This window comes from Psychrobacter sp. DAB_AL62B (genome assembly GCF_028895345.1).
Classification (GTDB): domain Bacteria; phylum Pseudomonadota; class Gammaproteobacteria; order Pseudomonadales; family Moraxellaceae; genus Psychrobacter.
The window spans coordinates 16367-37922 of the sequence record NZ_SAXC01000006.1 but is presented as its reverse complement, the minus strand read 5'-3'; the positions used below and the strand labels follow the sequence as shown (position 1 = coordinate 37922).

Annotated in this window: 20 protein-coding genes; 12 read left to right on the top strand and 8 right to left on the bottom strand. The window is 42.1% G+C overall.

The features are described 5' to 3' along the window. The first annotated feature begins 192 nt into the window (after positions 1 to 192). Entirely contained in the window at positions 193 to 501 is a 309-nt protein-coding gene (locus EPB74_RS09075; protein WP_274903906.1) for a hypothetical protein, read from the top strand. Positions 502 to 673: 172 nt separating this feature from the next. Here EPB74_RS09075 and EPB74_RS09070 read toward each other — a convergent pair whose 3' ends face one another. The 6 genes from EPB74_RS09070 to gmk all read right to left on the bottom strand — a co-directional run bounded on the left by EPB74_RS09070 (position 674) and on the right by gmk (position 8719). After that, positions 674 to 1843, bottom strand: coding sequence for a cation diffusion facilitator family transporter (locus EPB74_RS09070; RefSeq protein ID WP_274903905.1), 1170 nt, complete (start codon positions 1841 to 1843; stop codon positions 674 to 676). Between the two features lie 242 nt (positions 1844 to 2085). Further along, positions 2086 to 4395 carry a primosomal protein N' gene (locus tag EPB74_RS09065; protein ID WP_446740034.1) on the bottom strand — a complete coding sequence of 770 codons (2310 nt, stop codon included), beginning with the start codon at positions 4393 to 4395 and terminating at the stop codon, positions 2086 to 2088. Positions 4396 to 4530: 135 nt separating this feature from the next. Beyond that, positions 4531 to 4911 carry a RidA family protein gene (locus tag EPB74_RS09060; protein ID WP_079692499.1) on the bottom strand — a complete coding sequence of 127 codons (381 nt, stop codon included), beginning with the start codon at positions 4909 to 4911 and terminating at the stop codon, positions 4531 to 4533. A 166-nt stretch (positions 4912 to 5077) separates the two neighbouring features. Continuing rightward, the gene (locus EPB74_RS09055) at positions 5078 to 7267 is read right to left on the bottom strand and encodes a RelA/SpoT family protein (protein WP_274903903.1); all 2190 of its coding nucleotides are present in this window, start codon (positions 7265 to 7267) and stop codon (positions 5078 to 5080) included. A gap of 390 nt (positions 7268 to 7657) precedes the next feature. Next, on the bottom strand, positions 7658 to 7918 hold the full coding sequence (rpoZ, locus tag EPB74_RS09050; protein WP_079692496.1) for a DNA-directed RNA polymerase subunit omega: 261 nt from the start codon (positions 7916 to 7918) through the stop codon (positions 7658 to 7660). A gap of 174 nt (positions 7919 to 8092) precedes the next feature. Next, complete coding sequence (gmk, locus tag EPB74_RS09045) at positions 8093 to 8719, bottom strand: guanylate kinase (RefSeq protein WP_089554234.1); 627 nt, start codon at positions 8717 to 8719, stop codon at positions 8093 to 8095. Positions 8720 to 9090: 371 nt separating this feature from the next. Between gmk and ispH the strand changes: the two genes are divergently transcribed. The 11 genes from ispH to EPB74_RS08990 all read left to right on the top strand — a co-directional run bounded on the left by ispH (position 9091) and on the right by EPB74_RS08990 (position 20647). Beyond that, on the top strand, positions 9091 to 10047 hold the full coding sequence (gene ispH, locus EPB74_RS09040) for a 4-hydroxy-3-methylbut-2-enyl diphosphate reductase (RefSeq protein ID WP_079692494.1): 957 nt from the start codon (positions 9091 to 9093) through the stop codon (positions 10045 to 10047). 62 nt (positions 10048 to 10109) lie between these two features. Next, on the top strand, positions 10110 to 10925 hold the full coding sequence (locus tag EPB74_RS09035) for a thioesterase family protein (protein ID WP_274903902.1): 816 nt from the start codon (positions 10110 to 10112) through the stop codon (positions 10923 to 10925). A gap of 311 nt (positions 10926 to 11236) precedes the next feature. After that, positions 11237 to 12769: a catalase gene (locus EPB74_RS09030; RefSeq protein ID WP_274903901.1), complete on the top strand. Its 1533-nt coding sequence runs from the start codon at positions 11237 to 11239 to the stop codon at positions 12767 to 12769. A 284-nt stretch (positions 12770 to 13053) separates the two neighbouring features. After that, complete coding sequence (gene htpG, locus EPB74_RS09025; RefSeq protein WP_274903900.1) at positions 13054 to 15054, top strand: molecular chaperone HtpG; 2001 nt, start codon at positions 13054 to 13056, stop codon at positions 15052 to 15054. Between the two features lie 323 nt (positions 15055 to 15377). Beyond that, positions 15378 to 16859 (top strand): C13 family peptidase, encoded by a 1482-nt coding sequence (locus tag EPB74_RS09020; RefSeq protein WP_274903899.1) that lies wholly within the window; start codon positions 15378 to 15380, stop codon positions 16857 to 16859. Positions 16860 to 16978: 119 nt separating this feature from the next. Then, a complete protein-coding gene (gene fghA / locus EPB74_RS09015; RefSeq protein WP_274903898.1) occupies positions 16979 to 17887 on the top strand; it encodes an S-formylglutathione hydrolase in 909 nt (302 codons plus the stop codon). Between the two features lie 255 nt (positions 17888 to 18142). Beyond that, positions 18143 to 18424 carry a TIGR03643 family protein gene (locus tag EPB74_RS09010; protein ID WP_274903994.1) on the top strand — a complete coding sequence of 94 codons (282 nt, stop codon included), beginning with the start codon at positions 18143 to 18145 and terminating at the stop codon, positions 18422 to 18424. A gap of 153 nt (positions 18425 to 18577) precedes the next feature. Then, positions 18578 to 19270: a ribulose-phosphate 3-epimerase gene (gene rpe, locus EPB74_RS09005; protein WP_274903897.1), complete on the top strand. Its 693-nt coding sequence runs from the start codon at positions 18578 to 18580 to the stop codon at positions 19268 to 19270. 85 nt (positions 19271 to 19355) lie between these two features. Continuing rightward, positions 19356 to 19700, top strand: a complete 345-nt coding sequence (locus EPB74_RS09000; RefSeq protein WP_079692485.1) for a hypothetical protein — start codon at positions 19356 to 19358, stop codon at positions 19698 to 19700. A 121-nt stretch (positions 19701 to 19821) separates the two neighbouring features. Beyond that, on the top strand, positions 19822 to 20133 hold the full coding sequence (locus tag EPB74_RS08995; RefSeq protein WP_274903896.1) for a hypothetical protein: 312 nt from the start codon (positions 19822 to 19824) through the stop codon (positions 20131 to 20133). Between the two features lie 202 nt (positions 20134 to 20335). Continuing rightward, positions 20336 to 20647 (top strand): hypothetical protein, encoded by a 312-nt coding sequence (locus EPB74_RS08990; protein ID WP_011514309.1) that lies wholly within the window; start codon positions 20336 to 20338, stop codon positions 20645 to 20647. A gap of 124 nt (positions 20648 to 20771) precedes the next feature. On the opposite strand, the gene rpmG is transcribed toward EPB74_RS08990, so the two are convergent. Both rpmG and rpmB read right to left on the bottom strand, forming a co-directional pair. Further along, the gene (rpmG, locus tag EPB74_RS08985) at positions 20772 to 20927 is read right to left on the bottom strand and encodes a 50S ribosomal protein L33 (RefSeq protein WP_062533708.1); all 156 of its coding nucleotides are present in this window, start codon (positions 20925 to 20927) and stop codon (positions 20772 to 20774) included. 160 nt (positions 20928 to 21087) lie between these two features. Next, the gene (gene rpmB, locus EPB74_RS08980; protein ID WP_011280972.1) at positions 21088 to 21324 is read right to left on the bottom strand and encodes a 50S ribosomal protein L28; all 237 of its coding nucleotides are present in this window, start codon (positions 21322 to 21324) and stop codon (positions 21088 to 21090) included. Positions 21325 to 21556: the final 232 nt, after the last annotated feature.

Below are 21556 nucleotides of genomic sequence, written 5' to 3'. Positions count from 1 at the left end.
GAAGTTATATTAAATATATGGCAGTAAGGTCGAATTTTCTACCGTTTTTAACATGCTATTACAATGCTAGAAATCAGCGGGATGTAAGCTTATTTGAAATAAATATGCCTTATCTGTTCATAATTACTTATTTTTAAGCGAATATGTAATATTAAATATAAAGAATAACGCAAGGATAGAGACTAGTTATCTATGAGTAATCACTCACCAAATACGCCCAATTACCATAAGTGGCACGCTTTATTAAAAGGTATTGGCAATATAGTTATTAGAATTGTTGGTGCAGGATTAGCGCTAGCATTTGGGCTATGGTTATTGCTGGCCTCAAACATGGGACCTGCTTATCTGCCGCAGATAATGAATGGCGCATTGGATTTTTGGATTCGAATAACGCTGTTAATGGCTGGGCTAGCTATTTGGATAAGCACAGCAGTATGGTTAATTTGGCTTATACTGCGTTATTTATATAGTCAGTTCAAAACAAAAGAGAAGCGCTTATAATAACGCGCTATTGGTTATAAATTATTTTTGCTTGCTGTTCGCAGGCGTGACAGAGGCGGCAAAAAGTTTATAACCAATAGCACTGTATCGTTTTTAAAGTGAATTCACTCTACGATTCGATTAGACGTCACTAATAATTGGCGACGTCTAGATTGATTATTGCATCATATTCTTAATGATTGTGACCAATATGGCTATTGCCTTCAACAGCTTGCTCTGAGACATTACAGACGAGGGCATCGCTATGGATATTGGTTTGCGGATGTGATGAGCTTTCAACCTGAATAGTCGCATGATGGATGCCGAGCTCAAGTAAGCTTTGTTCTAAATTGCCAATCAATATACTGGATTCACGAATGCTCATTTCACCATCGACGACCACATGACAAGATAAGGCATTTAGACCACTGGTAATACTCCAAACGTGTAGATCATGTACTTTTTGCACCTGCGGATGGGCAACCAGTTTTTCTTCAACATTCACTAGGGATATGCCTTCTGGTGTGCCTTCCATTAAGATATGTACGGAATCACGCACGACACGGTAACCACTAAACAAAATTAGTATGGCAACAATCACTGACGCTGCCGCATCTGCCCACACCCAGCCAAAGCTCATCATCAATAGCGCAGCGACAATGGCAGCAACTGAACCCATTAAATCACTCAATACATGCAAATAAGCACTTTGCATATTGAGGTTAACAGGCGCTTTAGAGTCCGAAGTTGTGGAGTCATTTGAATCATGACTGTGTCCATGTCCATCGCCACTACGGCTACCTCGGTGCATAAGCCATGCAACCAAAATATTGACCAGCATACCGATAGTGGCGACAATCAGCATCCCTTGGGTAGCAATTTCAGGCGGTGAATTAAAGCGTTTAATGGCCTCATAAAAGATCATTAGGGCAATAATGACAAGCGTAGCACCATTAACCGATGCGACTAAAATCTCAAAGCGTTTATAGCCAAAGGTTTTTTGATGGGTAGCTGCTTTTTCCCCAATTTTGAATGCCATTAAGGTTGCGCCAAGTGCTATCGCATCACTTAACATGTGACCGGCATCGGACAATAGGGCTAAACTGCCAGTAAGCCAGCCACCGATTGCCTCAACAAACATATAGCCAGTAATAATAACAAAACTAAATAATAACGTGCGCTGATAGCCCTTCGTATCTCGCGGTGCGACTGTTTGCTCTAGATGTTCATCATGATCATGATTGTCTTGATTATCATCAGTGTAATTACTTTCCTCACCTTCCTGAACGTGTTCATGCGTATCAGCCGAAATACTCTGATGAGAATGGCCATTTTTTTCAGGCTTTGGACGGTTTGGATTCATAACAACACTCAATTTTGCTGATAGTGGATTTAATAATCAATATTTACTCTATACAGAGTAGTGGTATATTTTGGATTACAGCAATCAAGTCGCTGTTATAAACTTATCATAGTCCAATATTAGAAGCTGTAATAACGAAGTAAAAATAATAGCGGCATCGTTCATTTAAAATAAAGAAATACACTATAAAAGTGTTTTTCTAATATCAATTTATGATACTGCTAATACTTTGCAATTTTTAACTACCAGCCCACAGGATCGATGTCTAAAGTAAGCTTAAGATATTTCGCGCTTGGCAGAGCGAGTACAGGTTGCCACCACTGGCTCAATATATGGTGTAATTGTCGTCGATCTTTGGCTAAAAGCAACAGCTGCGAATGATAGCGGCTGTTCTTTTTACTCATCGGTGCATCGATAGGACCCAGTACAGCCAGATTATGCGCTTTTGGTAAATTGGCAATTGCATCTTTGAGCGCTTGCGTGGTGGCAGCAAGGGTTTTACCTTCACAACGTATCAGCGCGGCATGACTATGTGGGGGTAACCCCATCATCTTGCGCTCTTGCAGCAGTTCGCGAGCAAATGACAAGTAGCCATCCTTCACCAATTTTAATAATAACTCATTGTCCGGTTGCAGCGTTTGAATCAATACTCGTCCTGCTTTATCACCGCGTCCTGCACGCCCTGCTACCTGAATCATCAATTGAGCGGTATGCTCTGGCGAGCGAAAGTCTGCGGATAAAAAGCCGCGATCGGCATTGGGTAAGCAAACGAGCGTGACATTGGGAAAATGATGACCTTTGGCAACCATTTGTGTACCGACCAATATGGCAGGTTTACCTTCATTGATACGCTGATAAATATTTTCCCAGCTGTCTTTACGCCTTGTAGTATCGCGATCGATTTGAATAATGGGATAAAGCGCTTTACTGGTTTGCGGGTTGGCAAAAATCGCGTGCAAGTTTTCGCTTAGCCTTGTCGTACCCATACCTTTGGCATCTAGATTTTGGCTCGCACAATCAGGGCATACAGTTGGAATATAGGCTTGCCAATCACAATGGTGGCATTTTAAATAAGAGTTGCTTGAATAATTGCTACGCTGAGCTTGGCTATTATAATGAACGGTTAAATGCGCATCACAACGCGGACAATCTGCCTGCCAACCACAAGCTTCGCATAATAAAACAGGGGCATAGCCGCGACGGTTTAAGAATATCAATACCTGATCACCAGCCTCTAGCGTTTGCCGTATTGCGCCGATTAACGCATCCGTCAGTCCGGTATCATAGCGTGCGCCATCATCTTGCGTTTGTTGGTGGGTACTTTGCAGGCGTGCATCGATGAGCTGCATAGGCGCAGGCTTAGCATTGCCAGGACGAGTCAGCAATAGGCATTCCACCAACTTGCCTTCATCGACCAATTTTAGGTGCTCAAGAGAAGGGGTAGCAGTACCAAGGACGACGGGAATTTTGGCTTGCAGTCCGCGATATAGTGCGACGTCAGCGGCATGATAACGCAGTGTATCCTGCTGTTTATAAGAGCCATCATGCGCTTCATCAACGACGATGAGCCCTAAATCTGCGAACGGATATAGTACGGCTGAGCGCGTACCGATGATGATTTGTGCATGACCAGTGCGGCAATCTTGCCATCCTTGTAGGCGATGAGTGTTATTCATACCTGAATGTAGCAAGACGATATGCGCAGCAAAGCGACTGGCAAAACGCGCGCGCGTCTGCGGTGTTAACCCAATCTCAGGCACTAAAATAAGTACTTGCTTGCCAACTTCTAATACTGCTTGCATGGCTTGTAGATAGACCTCAGTCTTGCCACTACCAGTAATGCCATTTAATAAAAATCCTGTGTAGCGTTTGGCTTCATGCGCAGCAACAATCGCAGCAACGGCAAGCTGTTGCTCATCATTGAGATCAAGCGGCATTTTTGCCAATTTGACAGGAGTGGCTGCTTGTTTTGGTTCAATATAGCGCTCAATGAGTTCTTTTTCTTCCAGTGTTTTTAAAAAGGCTCGCTGCATACCTTCTAATAATAGTATATCTTCACTAGCGCCGTGCTCACCATGTAGCTTTAGCATATCAAATTGCTGCTTTTGCTTTTTTGCATTGGCACGAAAGTCGTCATCAGTGATATGTGGCAAAATGCGCCAGTGGGTAATGAGTAAATCTAGCGGTTTACCTTGACGAACTAAGCTTGGCAAGATGACTGCTAATACCTCACCAAGGGGATAATGATAATAACGCGCCAGCCAATAGGCGAGCTTTAACATACTGGCATCTAAAATAGCTTCAGTATCTAAGTATTTATTAATAGGTTTGAGCTTATTGAGCGGCACGCTACTATCCGTTTGAGCAATATTAGCGACAACGATACCGATTAGGGTTTGACGACCAAATGACACCTCAACACGACTGCCAATTTGCGGTATTTGTGTTGAGCTATTGTTTGGCGAAGCATTTGGCAAAGCACTTATATCTGCCGGTAGGCTATAGTCAAACACCCGATAAAGGGGCACGGGCAGAGCAACTTGTACCAACATAAAAAGGCTTCGCAGTTTGATTGGGTTAATGTGAAATGAAAATAAAGAGGGAGAGACGAATAAGCTTAGCATGAGGCTAAGCTTATGATGGTTCAATATAAAATACTATTATTTAAGCAAGATTGAATATCAGACTTATTCAATATATAAAATAGACTCAATTTCGACCACGCCACCTTTAGGTAATGCCGCTACTTGGACGGCTGCACGGGCTGGATAGGGTTCGGTCAAATTGGCCATGAATACTTCATTTAATGCCGCAAAATCATTTAAATCGGTTAACGATACATTAAATTTGACCACGTCATTTAAGCTGCCACCAGCTGCTTCACAGATAGCTTTGATGTTTTCAAATACTTGCTTCGCTTGCGCATCAAAACCTTCTTTTAGCTCCATGGTTTTAGGATCAAAACCTAACTGACCTGAAATATAAACAGTATTGCCAACTTTTACCGCTTGCGAGTAAGTACCAACGGCTGCAGGTGCTTTATCAGTTTGGATGGTTTGACGGGTCATAATCTATCCTTATCATATTTTTGGGTGTTTAATGTACTAAAGCTACTTGCCAAGATATTGATAGAAGCGTTTAGCACGATTGAAATTTTCTAAAGTTCGAAATGATATATGCTTTAAGAGGCGACTTAAAAGACATAGGTTTTAACAGTTATTTTTATAAAAGTATTTATAGCTGATATAAGCGCATGATATTTGGGAAACCAAGTAACGAGCGTAGTTCGCGAATACCTTGGGCTAAGTGATTGCGACTACGAACCACAATATGGATGATGGTATCGCTGCTACGCACGTCGACTTTTTCAACGCCTATATTTAACTGCCGCAGATGATAAATAACTTTACTTATTTGCTCATCACTCAGCGCCACAGACAGTCTTAAGTAAGCGGGAAAACGAATTTTGTTACCGTGATCTTCTGAATCACTTTGTTTTATGGCTTTATCATTGCGCCAGCGCAGTTGGATAACTTGATAGGGATTGTCTTTACGAATCTCGTCAAGCGAGAAGCACTTATGCCGATGTACGACCAAACCATGACGGGATAAATGGCCAACGATAGGATCGCCATAAATGGGGTGACAACAATTGGCAAAATCAAGCTCAACGCCTGAGGCGTTAACGATCAGCTGCTGTGGTTGTGTCATATCATCGATACGTTCTTGCGATTGTATATCGCTAACTTCATCGCTAAATAAACGCGTTACCACCAGTTGCGGCAATAGCGTACCAGAGCTTATCTGCTCAAATAGCGCCTCTTTTTCTGTCAGTCCGCGCCATTCTGTTAGATTCTTCCAATCACTATCGGTTAAGTCATCCAAGCTTTTTTGATAGGTTTTTAGCGCGCGATCTAATGCTTGCATGCCATGATGTTGCTTATCAGCAGCAGATAAATCTTTGAACCAGCGCAAAATCTCTTCACGAGCTTTATTAGTTACTACAAAGCCAAGCCATTCAGCTTTTGGTTCAGAGTGACTGTTTACTTCGATTTCAACCAACTGTCCATTTTTGACGACGGTACCAAGCTTAGCAGGTTTGTTATCGATATTAGCACCAACGGCGACATTACCAATCATAGGTCCAACCGCATAGGCAAAATCTAGCGCGGTTGCCCCTTGCGGTAACTCATAAGCGCGCCCTTGCGGACTATAACAAATGATTTTGCTGGAGTGCAGATAATCCATCAGCTCGTTAATGGTAGAAACCGCGGCGGCAAAGTCAGGATTGCCTTCGTTTAAGCAGTCTTCATCGACCAAATCTTTCATATTGCGTAATGACGCTTGAATAACTGATTGGCTAACATCAGAAGCGTGCTCTGCACCGATGACGCCAAGCCTTGCCGCATTCTGCATTTGCTTGGTCAAAATTGTCACTTTGACAAAGTCATTATCACGCTCATAGATAAGGGTAAGCGATTGATTGCCACCAGGTAAGGGTCTACGGATATTATCTTCAATATGCCTGTCATCTATCTGGTATTTTTTAATCAGATAATAAGCCAACTTATCACATGCTTCGATATTATCGAGCACAATCTCAAAAGCATAATGGCGTAGCAAGGCATTAATCTCACCGCGATTTCGGAAAAACTGCCGATAGATAACCACGCGATTGTCCAAAACCTTAACGTGTCCACCACCAAGACCTAGATTGTTTAATACAATAGTCAGATAACCATGAATGGCTTCTCTTTGAAAATTACGTCCAAGCCCGTGTTGTAGCAGCTTATCAGAGATTTTATTATACATCTCAGAATCAAGGTTGCGATAACAGAGCACTTCGATATAATCGGCAATGTCATTGAGACCCATTAGCCGTGCAAAGGGTACATAAAAATCCAGTGTTTCTTGAGCGGTGGTGCGTTGTTTTTCAGGGCGTACCGCATCAAGTGTCGACATATTATGCAAACGGTCAGCAAGCTTGATAATCAATACACGCGGGTCAGCGAGTGTGGCAGTCAGGATTTTATGAAAGGTGGCGGCTTTATTTTCTTGTTTATTATGCGTCGACGACTTTAATTTGGTTACCCCATCGACCAGTCTGGCGACCACTTTGCCATAGCGCTGTTCGATTTGTTCATCACTTACCTCAGTATCTTCGACCGTATCATGCAAAATTGCCGCAATGACCGTATCTCGATCCAAGCGAAAGCCGGCCAATATCTCGGCGACTGCAATCGGGTGGGTGATATAAGGCTCTCCTGATTTGCGCTTGTCTTTAATATGCGCAATATCACCGAACTCACAGGCATCAATAATATCACGACGCTCAGCGGCAGTGAGATAACCTACTGAACGTACTAGATTGTATTGAGCGTCATCGACTAAGGGATGACTAAGTTTAGGCAAGGTTTGACTCATAAAGTAACGATCCTATTTTCCATTACCTGTTTGCCTGACTATTTATTAAGGTAAAGAATCTATCAAGGTAAATAATGACTGAATAAATAAATGCTGAGCTACTATAAAAAAGCTGAAAAATATATATAGATAGACCACCCTCTAATTAATCTTAAATCGTCTTCAATGTCAACCGCTAAGGGGATAGGCACTGCAAAAATTAAGAAATTCTCACTCAATGGTATGTTTTAAGTGGTCAACGGTTACGAAAACAGTAACGGCAGTATCATTACAACCAAAAAACCACAGCCTATGCTGTGGTCTCTATCGTCAGTCAATCTGTCTATTTATTTTATAAAGCCATTAGGAGCTTTAGATTTTTTATCTAATAGACCTTATCGAGGCGGTTTATCAAAAACTATGATCGCCTGATAGCGCTAAATCCATTGAGCTAGTAGCAAAGTTATGCTCAGGCTGGTTGAGGATATCGCGGGTGATTTTGCCAGCAGCAATTTCGCGTAATGCCAATACTGTTGGCTTGTCGTTATCGACGTCAACCAACGGCTCAGCAATACCTTTGGCTAACTGACGGGCGCGCTTGCTTGCGACTAAAACCAGCTCAAAGCGATTATCAACATTATCCAAACAATCTTCAATCGTCACTCGTGCCATAAATAGCTACCTCGGTTGTTTTTATTAGTAACGGACCTTGCCCGCCACTCAATAAAAATAATATCAAAAATATAAAGGGTGATAGCTAGGCATTATAGCATTTTTTGCTTATACGCGTAGTTGCTTTTTATGTCTAGTTACTGAAAGAGCCCAGAATAATAGTCGGCGTGCCAATTACTCTTCTACCTTCGGATTTAGCAAGTTGGTAATGGTGCGATGATAACGCTGCTGTTGACGACTAAGGGTCTGTCTATCCGCAACGATAATGGCTTTTAGCTCCGTCAAAGCGACCTCGAAACTATCGTTGATAATGACATAATCAAAATTGACGTACTGTGCCATTTCAGTCACTGCGCCGGCAAGACGCTGCTCTATCACTTCCACAGTATCTTGCCCACGCGTCGAGAGGCGTTGACGTAACGTTGAAAGACTCGGCGGCAAAATAAAAACCATCGTCGCTTCGGTAAATATCTTTTTGACTTGTAGCGCCCCTTGCCAATCAATCTCCAAGATAACATCAACACCTGCCTCTAACTGCGTGCGTACACTTTGTTCTGAGGTACCATAGTAATTGCCAAATACTTCAGCGTGTTCTAAAAACTTATTTTCACCAATAGCCGTCACAAAGTTATCGACGTCAGTAAAATGATAATGATGACCATCAATCTCGCCAGGACGTGGCGTGCGTGTTGTGTGCGAGATACTGACGGTTAAATCATTGGTGGTGGCCAGTAGTTGCTTTACCAGTGAAGTCTTGCCCGTACCTGAGGCGGCGGTGATAATAAATAATGAACCTGTCATACAGTCTGTCCTAGTAAAGTGCGTCCTAATAAAAGACTAAAAAGTGCCTTAGTAAACGGCTAAAGGCTGGTAAAAAGAAAAAACACCATCATGTATGGTGATAGAAACTATAGATAGAGATTATAATCATAATAATTGATGCATCATTATAAACTGCTTTGTCTGCTTTTATTTTACTTAAAACGACTCTTATCAACGCGCTATTAGCATACGGCCGCTTCCATATACAACATTGCTATTAAGACACTGCTTTTTTCAAGGGCAATAAAAGCAAATTATGCTAAAGTAGAGCATCGATTTCATCCCAATTTTTGAATGGAAGCTTTTAAATCTAAGCTTTAACTATAAATTATCTAATGATAGGCCTTCTTATGCAAATTTATCTTGCCAATCCACGTGGATTTTGTGCTGGTGTGGATCGCGCGATTGCGATTGTGAATCAAGCACTGACTCGTTTTGAGCCACCCATTTATGTCCGTCATGAAGTCGTACACAATAAATTTGTGGTTTCTGACTTGGCTAATCGTGGCGCGGTATTTGTTGAAGAGCTGCATGAAGTTCCGGATGGCTCGATCGTTATTTTTTCGGCTCATGGCGTCTCAAAAGCCGTTGAGGATGAGGCAGAGCGCCGTGATTTGACGGTATTTGATGCCACTTGTCCTTTAGTAACTAAAGTACATATCGAAGTTGCTAAGTTTGCCCAAGAGGGCATGGATGCGGTATTGATTGGACATGCTGGGCACCCTGAAGTAGAAGGCACTATGGGACGCTTTAACCATCGTCATGGTGGACAGATACATTTGGTCGAAAATGAAACCGACGTCGAAGCATTGACCGTACAAGATGCTGAGCGTTTGGCATTTGTCACCCAAACGACCTTATCTATGGATGACACTGCTCGCGTTATCGATGCGCTTAGAGATAAATTCCCAAGCATTCAAGGTCCTCGCAAAGACGATATTTGTTATGCCACTCAAAATCGCCAAGATGCGGTTAAAGACTTAGCCGGTCGCTGTGAAGTGGTATTGGTGGTTGGTTCGCCAAACTCGTCAAATTCTAATCGTTTGCGTGAATTGGCAGAGCGTATGAATTGCAGTGCTTACCTGATTGACAATGCTACTGAAATGGATAGAAGTTGGTTCGATGGCATACAGAGTGTCGGTGTGACTGCTGGTGCTTCAGCGCCTGAAGTGCTGATTCAAGAAGTGTTACAGCAGCTGCAAGATTGGGGTGGTGATTTGCCGAGTGAATTGTCAGGTATTGAAGAAAATGTCATGTTTAGTTTGCCCAAAGCTTTACGTATCCCGATCACACAAGTGGGTAAGTAGTATTATTTCACGACCCATAATAAGACATAGAATATTTTAATAAAACAGCCTCTAGGAAAGTCATGTCAGCTTATTACAACTTTATAAAACGCGAACAGCAAGCAGATGGTAGCAGTGTCGCCCATTATCAGCCAACCAAGCATGCCCAAGGTGCTTGGAATGAGCACGAGCAGCATATGGCACCAGCAACAGGCATACTTACCGCTGAATTAAAAAGTTTTGCGCCACAAGCTCATATGCGTATCGCTCGTATTAGCCTAGATATCTTAGGGTTAATACCGCTTGATGACTTTACTATTACTACGCGTTGTATCCGTCCGGGCAAGACCATTGAGCTTATCGAGGCAGTGATGAGCAGTCGTGGCCGCGATGCTATCATTGCGCGGGCGTGGCGACTAATGACCCAAGATACCAGCGAGATTGCAGGGCTTGAGGATCAAAAATCTGTGTATAAACCTGAGGATTTGCCAGTTTGGGATGATATGAAAGGCTGGCCAGGTGGTTTTATCGAAAGCGTACGCCTAGTTGCCGAACCAGACCGTCGTCCCGGTCGCGGCATGGTATGGATAACCAATGATGTTGACATGGTAGAGGGCGAGCCCACTGATGATATGGTGCACTTATTAGGCATGGTAGATACCGCTAATGGGGTGGTACCAAGGCTTGGACTTGGTTTGTCCAATTTAGAATGGATGTTCCCTAATACTGATTTGCAAATTCATATGCATCGCGCGCCACAAGGTCGCTGGCTGGGAATCGAAGCCGTGCAGCAATACGGTGCTGATGGGATCGGCGTTAGCAGTGCGATACTCCATGATACTCAAGGACCCTTTGGTCGCAGTGAGCAGATTTTGACGATTCGTCCGATGCCACGCTAATGCTGAGAATTATTTAGCAGGCAGGTCTTATTGAAAGTTACCCTAGGAATCAAAGCCATTTGGATGAGTTAAAAAACAATCTAAGTAGTTCTAAAAAACAAAACTAAAGCATGTAGTTAATTAATTATACAAATCAATGCTAATCGGTTGTAATAGTACCTAACAAGGCAATATTATTGAAATTACAGGTTACTATGAACAAAAATAGTCGTTTTTCGAACAAACTTACTACTATTCTGGACATATTGATAGAGGCCTATTCAGAATAGATTTTGTACTTTAATCCATTTATGTTTCAAAGGAGTATAACTATGAGCAACGACATGAGCGATAAAAAATGTCCATATGCACCCACTCAATTAACCATGAGTAATGGCGCACCAGTTGCGGACAACCAAAACAGTCTCACGGCAGGCAAACGTGGTCCACTATTGGCACAAGATATCTGGTTAAATGAAAAGCTAGCTAACTTTGCCCGTGAAGTGATTCCAGAGCGCCGTATGCATGCAAAAGGCTCTGGCGCCTTTGGTACGTTTACCGTCACCCACGATATTAGCAAATATACCCGTGCCAATATCTTCAGTGAAGTTGGTAAACAGACGGAAATGTTTGCGCGCTTTAGTACGGTGGCAGGCGAGCGCGGTGCCGCTGATGCCGAACGTGATATTCGCGGATTTGCCCTAAAGTTTTATACCGAAGAGGGCAACTGGGATATGGTGGGTAATAATACACCAGTATTCTTTTTACGTGACCCACGCAAATTCCCGGATTTAAATAAAGCAGTCAAACGTGATCCGCGTACCAATATGCGCTCGGCGACCAATAACTGGGATTTTTGGACCTTGCTGCCAGAAGCCCTGCATCAGGTTACTATCGTCATGAGTGATCGTGGTCTTCCAGCTTCGTATAGAAATATGCACGGCTTTGGCTCGCATACTTATAGTTTTTGGAATACCGCCAATGAGCGTTTTTGGGTGAAATTCCATTTCCGCACTCAGCAAGGTATCAAAAATTTAACCGATGCAGAAGCGGCAGAAGTTGTCGGTATGGATCGCGAGAGCCATCAAAAAGATTTGTATGATGCCATCGAAAACGGTGATTTTCCGAAGTGGAAAATGTATGTGCAAATCATGCCTGAAGCTGAGGCTGATCAAGTGTCTTACCATCCGTTTGATTTAACCAAAGTATGGCCAAAAGGTGATTATCCGCTGATTGAAGTCGGTGAGTTTGAATTGAATAAAAACTCGGATAACTACTTTGTCGATGTTGAGCAAGCGGCATTTGCCCCTAGTAACTTAGTACCCGGTATCAGTGTATCGCCTGATAAAATGCTACAGAACCGTTTGGTAAATTACGCCGATGCACAGCGTTACCGTGTTGGTGTCAATCATCAACAAATTCCGGTAAATAAGCCGCGCTGCCCAGTGATGAGTAACCATCGTGATGGTCAAGGGCGTGTCGATGACAACTATGGTAGTCGACCACACTATGAGCCAAATAGCTTTAGCCAGTGGCAAGAGCAGCCTGACTATGCTGAGCCGCCATTAAAGATTAACGGTGATGCAGCACATTATGATTTCCGTGAAGACGATAGCGATTACTTCAGTCAGCCAAGAGCGCTCTTTAACTTGATGAGTGCTGAGCAGCAGCAAGTGCTGTTTGATAATACTGCCAATAACTTAGCGGGCGTGCCTGATTTTATTCAATATCGCCACATTCGCAACTGTAATTGGTGTGAACCTGCTTATGGCGCAGGCGTTGCCAAAGCCTTAGGATTAAGTGTTGAAGATGCAATGGCAGCACGTGATTCAGATCCGGCTCGTCATTTACCTAGCTGTTTATAGCTATTAAATACAGTTATCGAATATATCTATTAAGTACAGTTACTAGCGTTTATTTAGTAACCATTATTTAAATAATTGCTTATACAACGACACCGCCTTAGGAAACTAGGACGGTGTTTTTTATTGAATAAATTTTTTGAGCTTGAAATTTTCTTCCGCGCCCCTATTAGTATAAACAGCTTAGCGGTATTCAAAGATTAGCTTCTCTAATATATATTTGAGCAAGTTTATTTTGATTATGGCTATTTTATAATAAATTTTAGTATAAATTGAAGGAGTTTTTTATGAGTGAACAGACCCCAGTTGATAACCAGAAAGCTGATAGCAAAAACCCAGAATTAAAAAAACATACGTTTGAAGCAGAAGTGGCGCAGCTGCTACATTTAGTAACGCATTCGTTGTATTCTAATGCTGATATCTTTGTGCGTGAGCTGGTCTCTAACGCCTCTGACGCTTGCGATAAATTGCGCTTTGAAGCCACCAATGACGACAGTCTTTATGAAAATGATGGCGAGCTACGTATTCGTATCGCCGTCGATGAAGAGGCTAAAACCATTACCTTTACTGATAATGGTATTGGCATGAATGAAGCCGATGCGATTGAAAACTTAGGTACGATTGCCAAATCTGGAACCAAAGCATTTTTAGATAAATTGTCTGAATCACAAAAGCAAGAAGGTCAATTAATCGGGCAGTTCGGTGTCGGTTTCTACTCTGGCTTTATCGTTGCTGATACGATTAGCGTTGAATCACGCAAAGCAGGCGAGCCTGTGGATAAAGGCGTACGCTGGGTATCAGATGGCACGGGTAGCTTTACCGTTGAGCCTATCACTAAAGAAACTCGCGGCACCGCTATCACTTTACATTTAAAAGAAGAATATTCTGAAGGCGAAGACAGCTATTTAGATCGTGGCAAAATTAAGCAGTTAGTGAATAAATACTCAGACCATATCAGTTTACCGATTCAGATGCGTAAAGAAGTCTGGCAAGAAGACGTACAAGAAGAAGGCAAGGACTCTGAGGAAAGTAGCGCGCCAACCAGCGGCGAGATGGTATTGACCGATGAGTGGGAAACCATTAATAAAGCCAGTGCATTATGGACACGTTCAAGCTCTGAGATCGAAGATGAAGAATATATCGATTTTTATAAAAACATCACCTATGACATGGATGCGCCGCTTACTTGGACGCATAACCGTGTTGAAGGTCGTGTTCAGTATACGCAGCTGTTATATATTCCGAAAAAAGCACCTGTCGATTTATATACTCGTGACCAGCAGCATGGGCTAAAGTTATACGTCAAACGCGTCTTTATTATGGACGAAGCTGAGCAATTACTGCCGATGTACCTGCGTTTCGTCAAAGGGGTGATTGATTCAGCAGACTTGCCACTGAACGTCAGCCGTGAGCTATTACAAGAGTCACGTGATGTAAAATCTATCCGTGATGGTAACGCCCGTCGTATTTTGACGTTGCTGGCGAGCCTTGCCAATAGTGAAGATAGCGATAAGCAAGAAAAATTCGCCCAGTTCTACGCCGAGTTTGGTGATGTTATCAAAGAAGGCGTTGGCGAAGACATGGGCAATCAAGAGCGTATTGCCAAATTGCTCCGCTATGCCACTAGTATTCAAGATGGTGAGACCACCAGTTTTGAAGACTATAAAGCACGTATGAAAGACGGGCAAAAAGCCATCTATTATTTAACGGCTGATAACTTAGCAGCAGCAAAAAACAGCCCACAACTTGAGTTGTTTAAGAAAAAAGGCATCGAAGTTATTTTGATGACCAGCCGTGTCGATGAATGGGCAATGAACTTCTTAACCTCATTTGATGAGACACCGCTACAAAACATCGCAAAAGGCGCGGTTGATTTAGGCGACTTGCAGGATGAAGCCGAAAAAGCAGAAGCGGAAAAAGCACAAGAAAGCTTAAAACCTGTCGTCGATAAATTAAAAAAGGCACTAGGCGAGCGCGCGAAAGACGTTAAAGTTTCTACGCGCTTAGTCGACAGTCCTGCTTGCTTGGTCGTTGGTGAAGGTGAGCTATCGCCACAGATGATCCAAATGCTGAAGCAAATGGGGCAGGATGTACCAGAAAGCAAACCAACGTTAGAAGTTAACCCTGATCATCCATTGATTAAAAAACTTGAAAGTAGCGAGCAGTCTGACGTCGATTTTGACAAGCTGGCGCAAGTGATTTTTGACCAAGCATTGCTAGCAGATGGAGGTCAACTAGAAGATCCAGCCGCTTATCTCAAACGCGTTAATGAGTTATTGATGAGATAATGTTTAGTGTTTGATATAAAAGGAGGTCTTGAGTCTAAGACCTCCTTTTTTTAATGGATTTTTTAAGCGAATTTTACAATTCAGCCTTATGCTCTTGACCGACAATCCGTTACAATCGCGATAGATTAGCGAGCTAAACTATTAGTCAATAATATTGATGTGCGCTATTCGTCTCTTATAATCATTTCATAGTGAATTAAATATAAAACTGATAGTCGTATGCCGTGCAAAAAATGTAAATTAAATACGTTAAATGGCATCGATATCAAAGTATTTATCATTGATGTGTTTTATTTCTCTCGATTGGCTAGAGGTCTAAGTCTTTGTCACTTGCGTCATTAAAAACCGTATCGCTTCAGCGCTTTTCGCTCAATTTCGCTGCCAATATTATTGCAACCTTGTGGATGCTAGTAGGGTCTACGCGGGCGTTTTCTTGGGTAAAACCAACCTTTATCCAGTTTGCAGTGTTCGCGCTGTTAGCGCTTGGTAGTAACGTACTATTTTCTTGGTTAGCCGCCCCAGACGGCAGTGTTTTCAATGAGCAAGGGTTGGTCAGCTATCTAATTTGGCCGATGATTATATTATTAAGCGGTATTATTTTGGCACGACGCGCTGGTAATCAAGCGCTGGTTTTCGTGCCTGTATTACTGTGGTTGGTGGCTGATACCTTATCAGCGTTATTACAAAGCTTGGTGCAGTTTTTAGGTAGTTATGGTTGGTTGCCTGATTGGAGCTATTCGTTTTTACCTATCTTATTTTTAGTGCTGTTTTTATGGCAAACTTTAGCCCTATTATGGATATTTTCTCGTCGCTTGCGTATACCTTGGTGGGAGCGTGTCATTGTCATCATCGGGGCGGTGGCATTATTGACGATATGGCAGCGCAACGTCGCTGACCAACCCATATTTAAGCAGATTGCTGTAGAGCCAGTATTGGAAGAAGCGGCATTGTACGCGCAGCCACGTCTACTGCAGGAAGCTTTAGAGCGTCTTGACCCAAGTGTAGCGGGTAAAAGCGACTGGTACTTTATGGGTGTGGCGGGATTTTCCGATCAAAACGTCTTTCGCTCTGAGATTAATAAAGTACGTGAGCTGTTTGATGTGCGTTTTGGTACCAGCGGACATTCGCTGGCATTAATTAATAATACTTATACTTGGTTGGATGAGCCGATTGCGACTAAGACCAGTATTTTGCGTGGCTTAAAAAGAATTGGTCAGCAGATGAATGCTGATGAAGACGTGCTCTTTATGACGCTATCGTCGCACGGCGATCAAGACTTTATCCATTTATCTAATCCACCGCTTGCGATGGATAATTTGGATGCTACTTGGTTGCGTGAGGCTTTAGATGCGTCAGGTATTCGCTGGCGGGTCATCGTGGTATCAGCTTGTTATTCAGGTTCGTTTATTGATGAGTTGGCATCGCCGACCACGGTAGTAATTACAGCTTCGGCAGCTGATAAGATGTCGTTTGGCTGTACCAATACAGCAGAGATGACCTATTTTGGTCAGGCATTTTTTGCAGAGAGCTTACGTGAAAACACCAGTTTTTCTGCCGCCTTTAAAGATGCTGCTTATCGAGTACAAGAGCGTGAGCTTTACATGGGATTTGAGCCGTCAGAGCCGCAAATGGTTATCGGTAGTTTAATGGAAACCGCCTTGCCGGCATTTGAACAAGTATTGTTTGATAAAACACGACCGCCGATCGCTAGTATTACTAATAATTCTAATGCGACAAACTCTATTAATATCGTGCCTGATGCGGTTCCAAGTATACCTGTAAGTGTTGATAATACTAACGACTAAATCTTAAGCACTATTTAAATTTTTGCAAATGGTACTATTTCTTAACTAAGTACTTCTTATAAGCCATTGCTATTTATAAGCCATTGCTATTTTACCTTGGATAAAAAAGGATACTGCTCATGAATAATTCTTATAATCACAGTTTATCAGCTAGCACACAGCTCATGCAAAAAAGTGTCAATCGCTGCTTTGATGGTGAGCAGCATTACTATAGCCATCAATCAACGTCTACCAAAACGCCGATGACGTTTAGTATTTATCTGCCTGATGAAGCATTAGCAGGTCAACGTTGTCCGGCGATTTTATACTTATCAGGTCTCACTTGTAATGCCGATAATGTCACCCACAAAGCCCATTTTCAACAAAAATGTAGCGAGCTTGGCATGATATTTATTGCGCCTGACACGTCTCCTAGAAGTAGTGGCGGCGTTGACAGTAGGGACAGCAATGAAGTGCCAAACGACGAGCGCTATTTTGTCGGTCAAGGCGCAAGCTATTATGTCGATGCGACGCAAGCACCTTGGGACAACAACTTTAATATGCAAAGCTACATCGTCGATGAGTTATACGATTTGCTGCGCTCAGAGTTTCCGATTCATAGTATCGGTATCACAGGGCACTCGATGGGCGGTCACGGGGCTTTATTATTGGGCTTTAAATTCCCAGGTAAGTTTGTCAGCGTCTCAGCTTTATCACCAGTGTGCGCGGCCAGTGAATCAGCATGGGGTCAGGCAGCTTATGCAGAGTATTTCGGTGATGACACATCCTTGTGGTCGCAAGCAGATGCTTCACAGGTAATTGAACAAGTCGGTCAGCAGTATTCGAGTATTTTGGTCGACCAAGGTGCTGCTGATGAGTTTTTAGCAGAAGGTCAGTTGCAAACGTCTAAATTACAACAGGCTTGTGAAAAAGCTAAGCAGCCCTTAACTTTACGTTATCAGGCCGGTCACGACCATAGCTATTATTTTATTCAGAGCGTTATTAACGACCATATCGAACATCACTGGCGCAAGGCACAGTTTAACTAGGTTTTGATGTCGCATTATTTTTTCGCTATATTGTTTTATAGTTACAAGGTTGTTCTTATGGCAAGTTATCAGGATTTAACAGTCCTTAAAGCAGGCGTTCAGCTAGCAGATTCTAATGCTGCTCAATTAGCGCTTGCGACTATGCAAGCCGATATGGATGCGGCTTTAAAAAATAAGCAGCGTACCCATATTGATATTAATGCTAATGCCAATTTGAATGGCGAGCAAACCAATCCTATTAACTCAAATGAATTTATCGCCCAATCAGTCAATGAAGCTGGCGATAGAGTACTTGATGAATCGCAAGTTTCACGTGTAATAGAGATGGCTTGGGAAGATAGAACGCCGTTTGGGGCGATAGAGCATAGCTACGGTCTTAATGAAGCTGGTGTCATTAAACTCATGCGTCAGGAACTAAAACCATCGTCTTTTCGATTATGGCGTCAGCGCGTGAGCAATCGTGCTACCAAACACCAAGCAAAACGAGGCTTTGAAGTAGGTCGCGCCTACTGTAAAACTCAATATAAGCCGCGCTAGTTATTTAAATGCTCAGTTCTATTAATTTATAGTTAGTACTTTTGATTAGCATGGTTACGTTAGATATGTAGAGATTACTAACACCGACAGCAGTTTTTTTATTAAACTTTTATATAACTATCAATGTATAAACATCAATTAGGTAGCTCAATCATGATCAGTCCCTCTAAGCCATATCTAATCGCTCCTTCTATTTTATCTGCCGATTTTGCCAAACTGGGCGAAGAAGTAGACAGAGTATTAGAGTCAGGTGCCGATGTCATACATTTTGATGTGATGGATAATCATTATGTACCCAACCTAACGTTTGGTAGTATGATTTGCAAGGCGCTACGTGACTATGGGATTGATGCGCCAATTGACGTACATCTCATGGTTAGCCCTGTCGATAGTATGATTGAGCAGTTCTTAGAGGCGGGTGCGAGTATCATCACTTTCCATCCAGAAGCCAGCACGCATATTGATCGCTCTTTGCAGCTGATTAAAGATGGCGGTGCAGAATGTGGCTTGGTATTGAACCCAGCGACCCCATTACATTATTTAGACTACGTTATGGATAAAGTAGATCAAATCTTACTGATGAGCGTCAATCCCGGTTACGGTGGTCAGTCGTTCATTGAGGGTACTCTAGAAAAAGTTCGCCAAGTCCGTCAGCGCATCATTACCAGTGGCCGTGACATCAGACTAGAGGTCGATGGTGGTATTAAAGTCAGTAATATCCGAGCTATTGCGGAAGCAGGCGCTGATATGTTTGTTGCAGGTTCCGCGATATTTAATCAAGAAGATTATAAGGCTGCTATCGATGCCATGCGCGAAGAGCTGGCCTTGGCAAATGGCAATTCATAACCATTATATTGAATAATGAATCAATCATATTGAGATGTGTTGTCTGACTTATTATATATAATGATACATCACGTAAAGGTGAAACATGAATACCCAAAACGTTAAAATTCGACCTGAAACCAAGCAAGTGCCGCAATCACCTAGCTTAGTACCCAAAGGTATTACAATAGGCTTGGCAGTGTTTGCGCTTGTTTTAAGTCTAGCAGGCTATGGTTTTCGCTTGATGGTAGGTGATGATACCGGTGAGGTATTACGCCACGCTGCGGTGATAGTGCCCGCATTTATGCTTGGTATCCCCCTATTTTTCTGGGTGGGTTCACGCATACTTAACAAGATTAAAGGCATGCATATAGAGGGCTGGAATGCCATTAGCTTGGGTTATTTAACGTCTTGTATATCGATGCTATGGTTGATGGGTACTTACAGTTAAATTTTTATCAGCAAAGATAAAGGTGCTTAATAAATATTGCACTGCAAAGTTTACTATAAGCCGTTTTTGATATGCTTTTTAATCGTTAAGTCATGCTCTATAAGCGTGACTGGAATTTTATATGAGAATAGTACCGACCAATATTGCCAATATCATTTATCCAAAAGACTTACCAAATGGTTTATTCACCAGCTTAATTATTGGCTGTTTGCTGTTAGGACTGTCGTCGCTACGACATGGTACTGACCTGCAAGGCTGGTTACACGTATTTGAAAACTGGCTGTTGATGTTATTGATACTGCCAACGGCTACTGCCACTGTGGCTCTACCGTTCAAATATCGTGACCCTACTCTTGAGCTAAAGCTTGTTTATTACCTTGGTATGTTTGTTGCGTTCTTATTCACCTTAGCAAAGCTGCGCTACTGGCGTTAATTAGTAACAGGTTTCTATAAAATTGAAACAGTTAAACCCTGTTTGTGCAAAAGACTTGTATGACAGCCCTTGAATTCTAGGCTCAAAGCGTCCATTGTATGAGTAAGATAGTTTTGCCCGCATCACTGTAAGACAGTAGCCTTAGGAAGTTTAATCAGCGCGTTTTTTACAGGTATAAAACGGGATAATAAGGAAAACATTAATGCCATACGATATTGATAATGAGATAGAAGTAGATAATGACAGTACAGATCAGTTCGCAGGATTTGCCAAAGAGACAACCCTTGAGCTGGTAGAAGCAGACGATGGCAAATTGCTATTACGCGACGCTGAACAAGATGATGCGCCACTGATGACGATCGATTTTTCTGATAAGCTAAAAGAGATATTAGGTAGTGATACCCAAGCGATTGGTCAGCATATGATTCATGCGGCTATTCAAGTAATTATGCAAAAGCAGATGAGCCAATGGCATGCCCATGTTTATGATAAAGAACCAACGCATTATAGTTAATGCTGTATAAATTAGTAGCAAACAGCTAGATAGTAGAAAGTCAGAATCTCAGCAATAAAAAAAGGGTTTATCCATTGATAAACCCTTTTTTTTGTTCAAATAAAACCATTTATAAAAATGGATATTATTTGATTTTTGCTTCTTTAAAGAGCACGTGTTGGCGAATTTTTGGATCGAATTTCTTCATCTCCATTTTGCCAGGCATAGTGCGCTTGTTTTTGGTAGTGGTATAGTAATACCCAGTACCAGCAGTTGATACTAATTTAATTTTATCTCTCATGATAGCTTTCCTGTAAATGAGCGGTCTTCAATCGATAGGTATGGATCTAAAATATTAAGTGGTGATATATTTACGAAATAAATATGAATTTCATAGATGTATCACTTAAAAGCAGTCTAATCAACGATTACCATCAGTTAATTAAACTGCCAATAGTCACTTATACTTTTTGACCTTGTGCGCGTAAATCTACTAGCACTTTATCGATACCCAGTTTGTCAATGATGCGCATACCTTTGGTAGACACACGTAGACGTACAAAACGATTTTCTGACTCTACCCAAAAACGATGGTTATGAAGGTTTGGTAGAAAGCGACGACGGGTTTTGTTGTTTGCGTGCGAAACATTATTACCCACCATAGGGCGCTTTCCAGTCACTTGGCAAACTCTAGACATGGCGAACTCCTAATCTATGAGGTATGAGTTTTTCTCATACCAGTCTGGGCAAGTTGCACGTATTTGCGGCATGGACACAGCAAGCGGCAGCTTTGCACCAAACAAAACTATATGAATGTTGAGCTGATTTACTGTCATTAAAGGCAAATAACAGACAAACCAATTCAGAAAATTTTAAAGCCGACATTTATACCATAAAAGTAATGAATACTCAAATATTTTTGTGATAGTT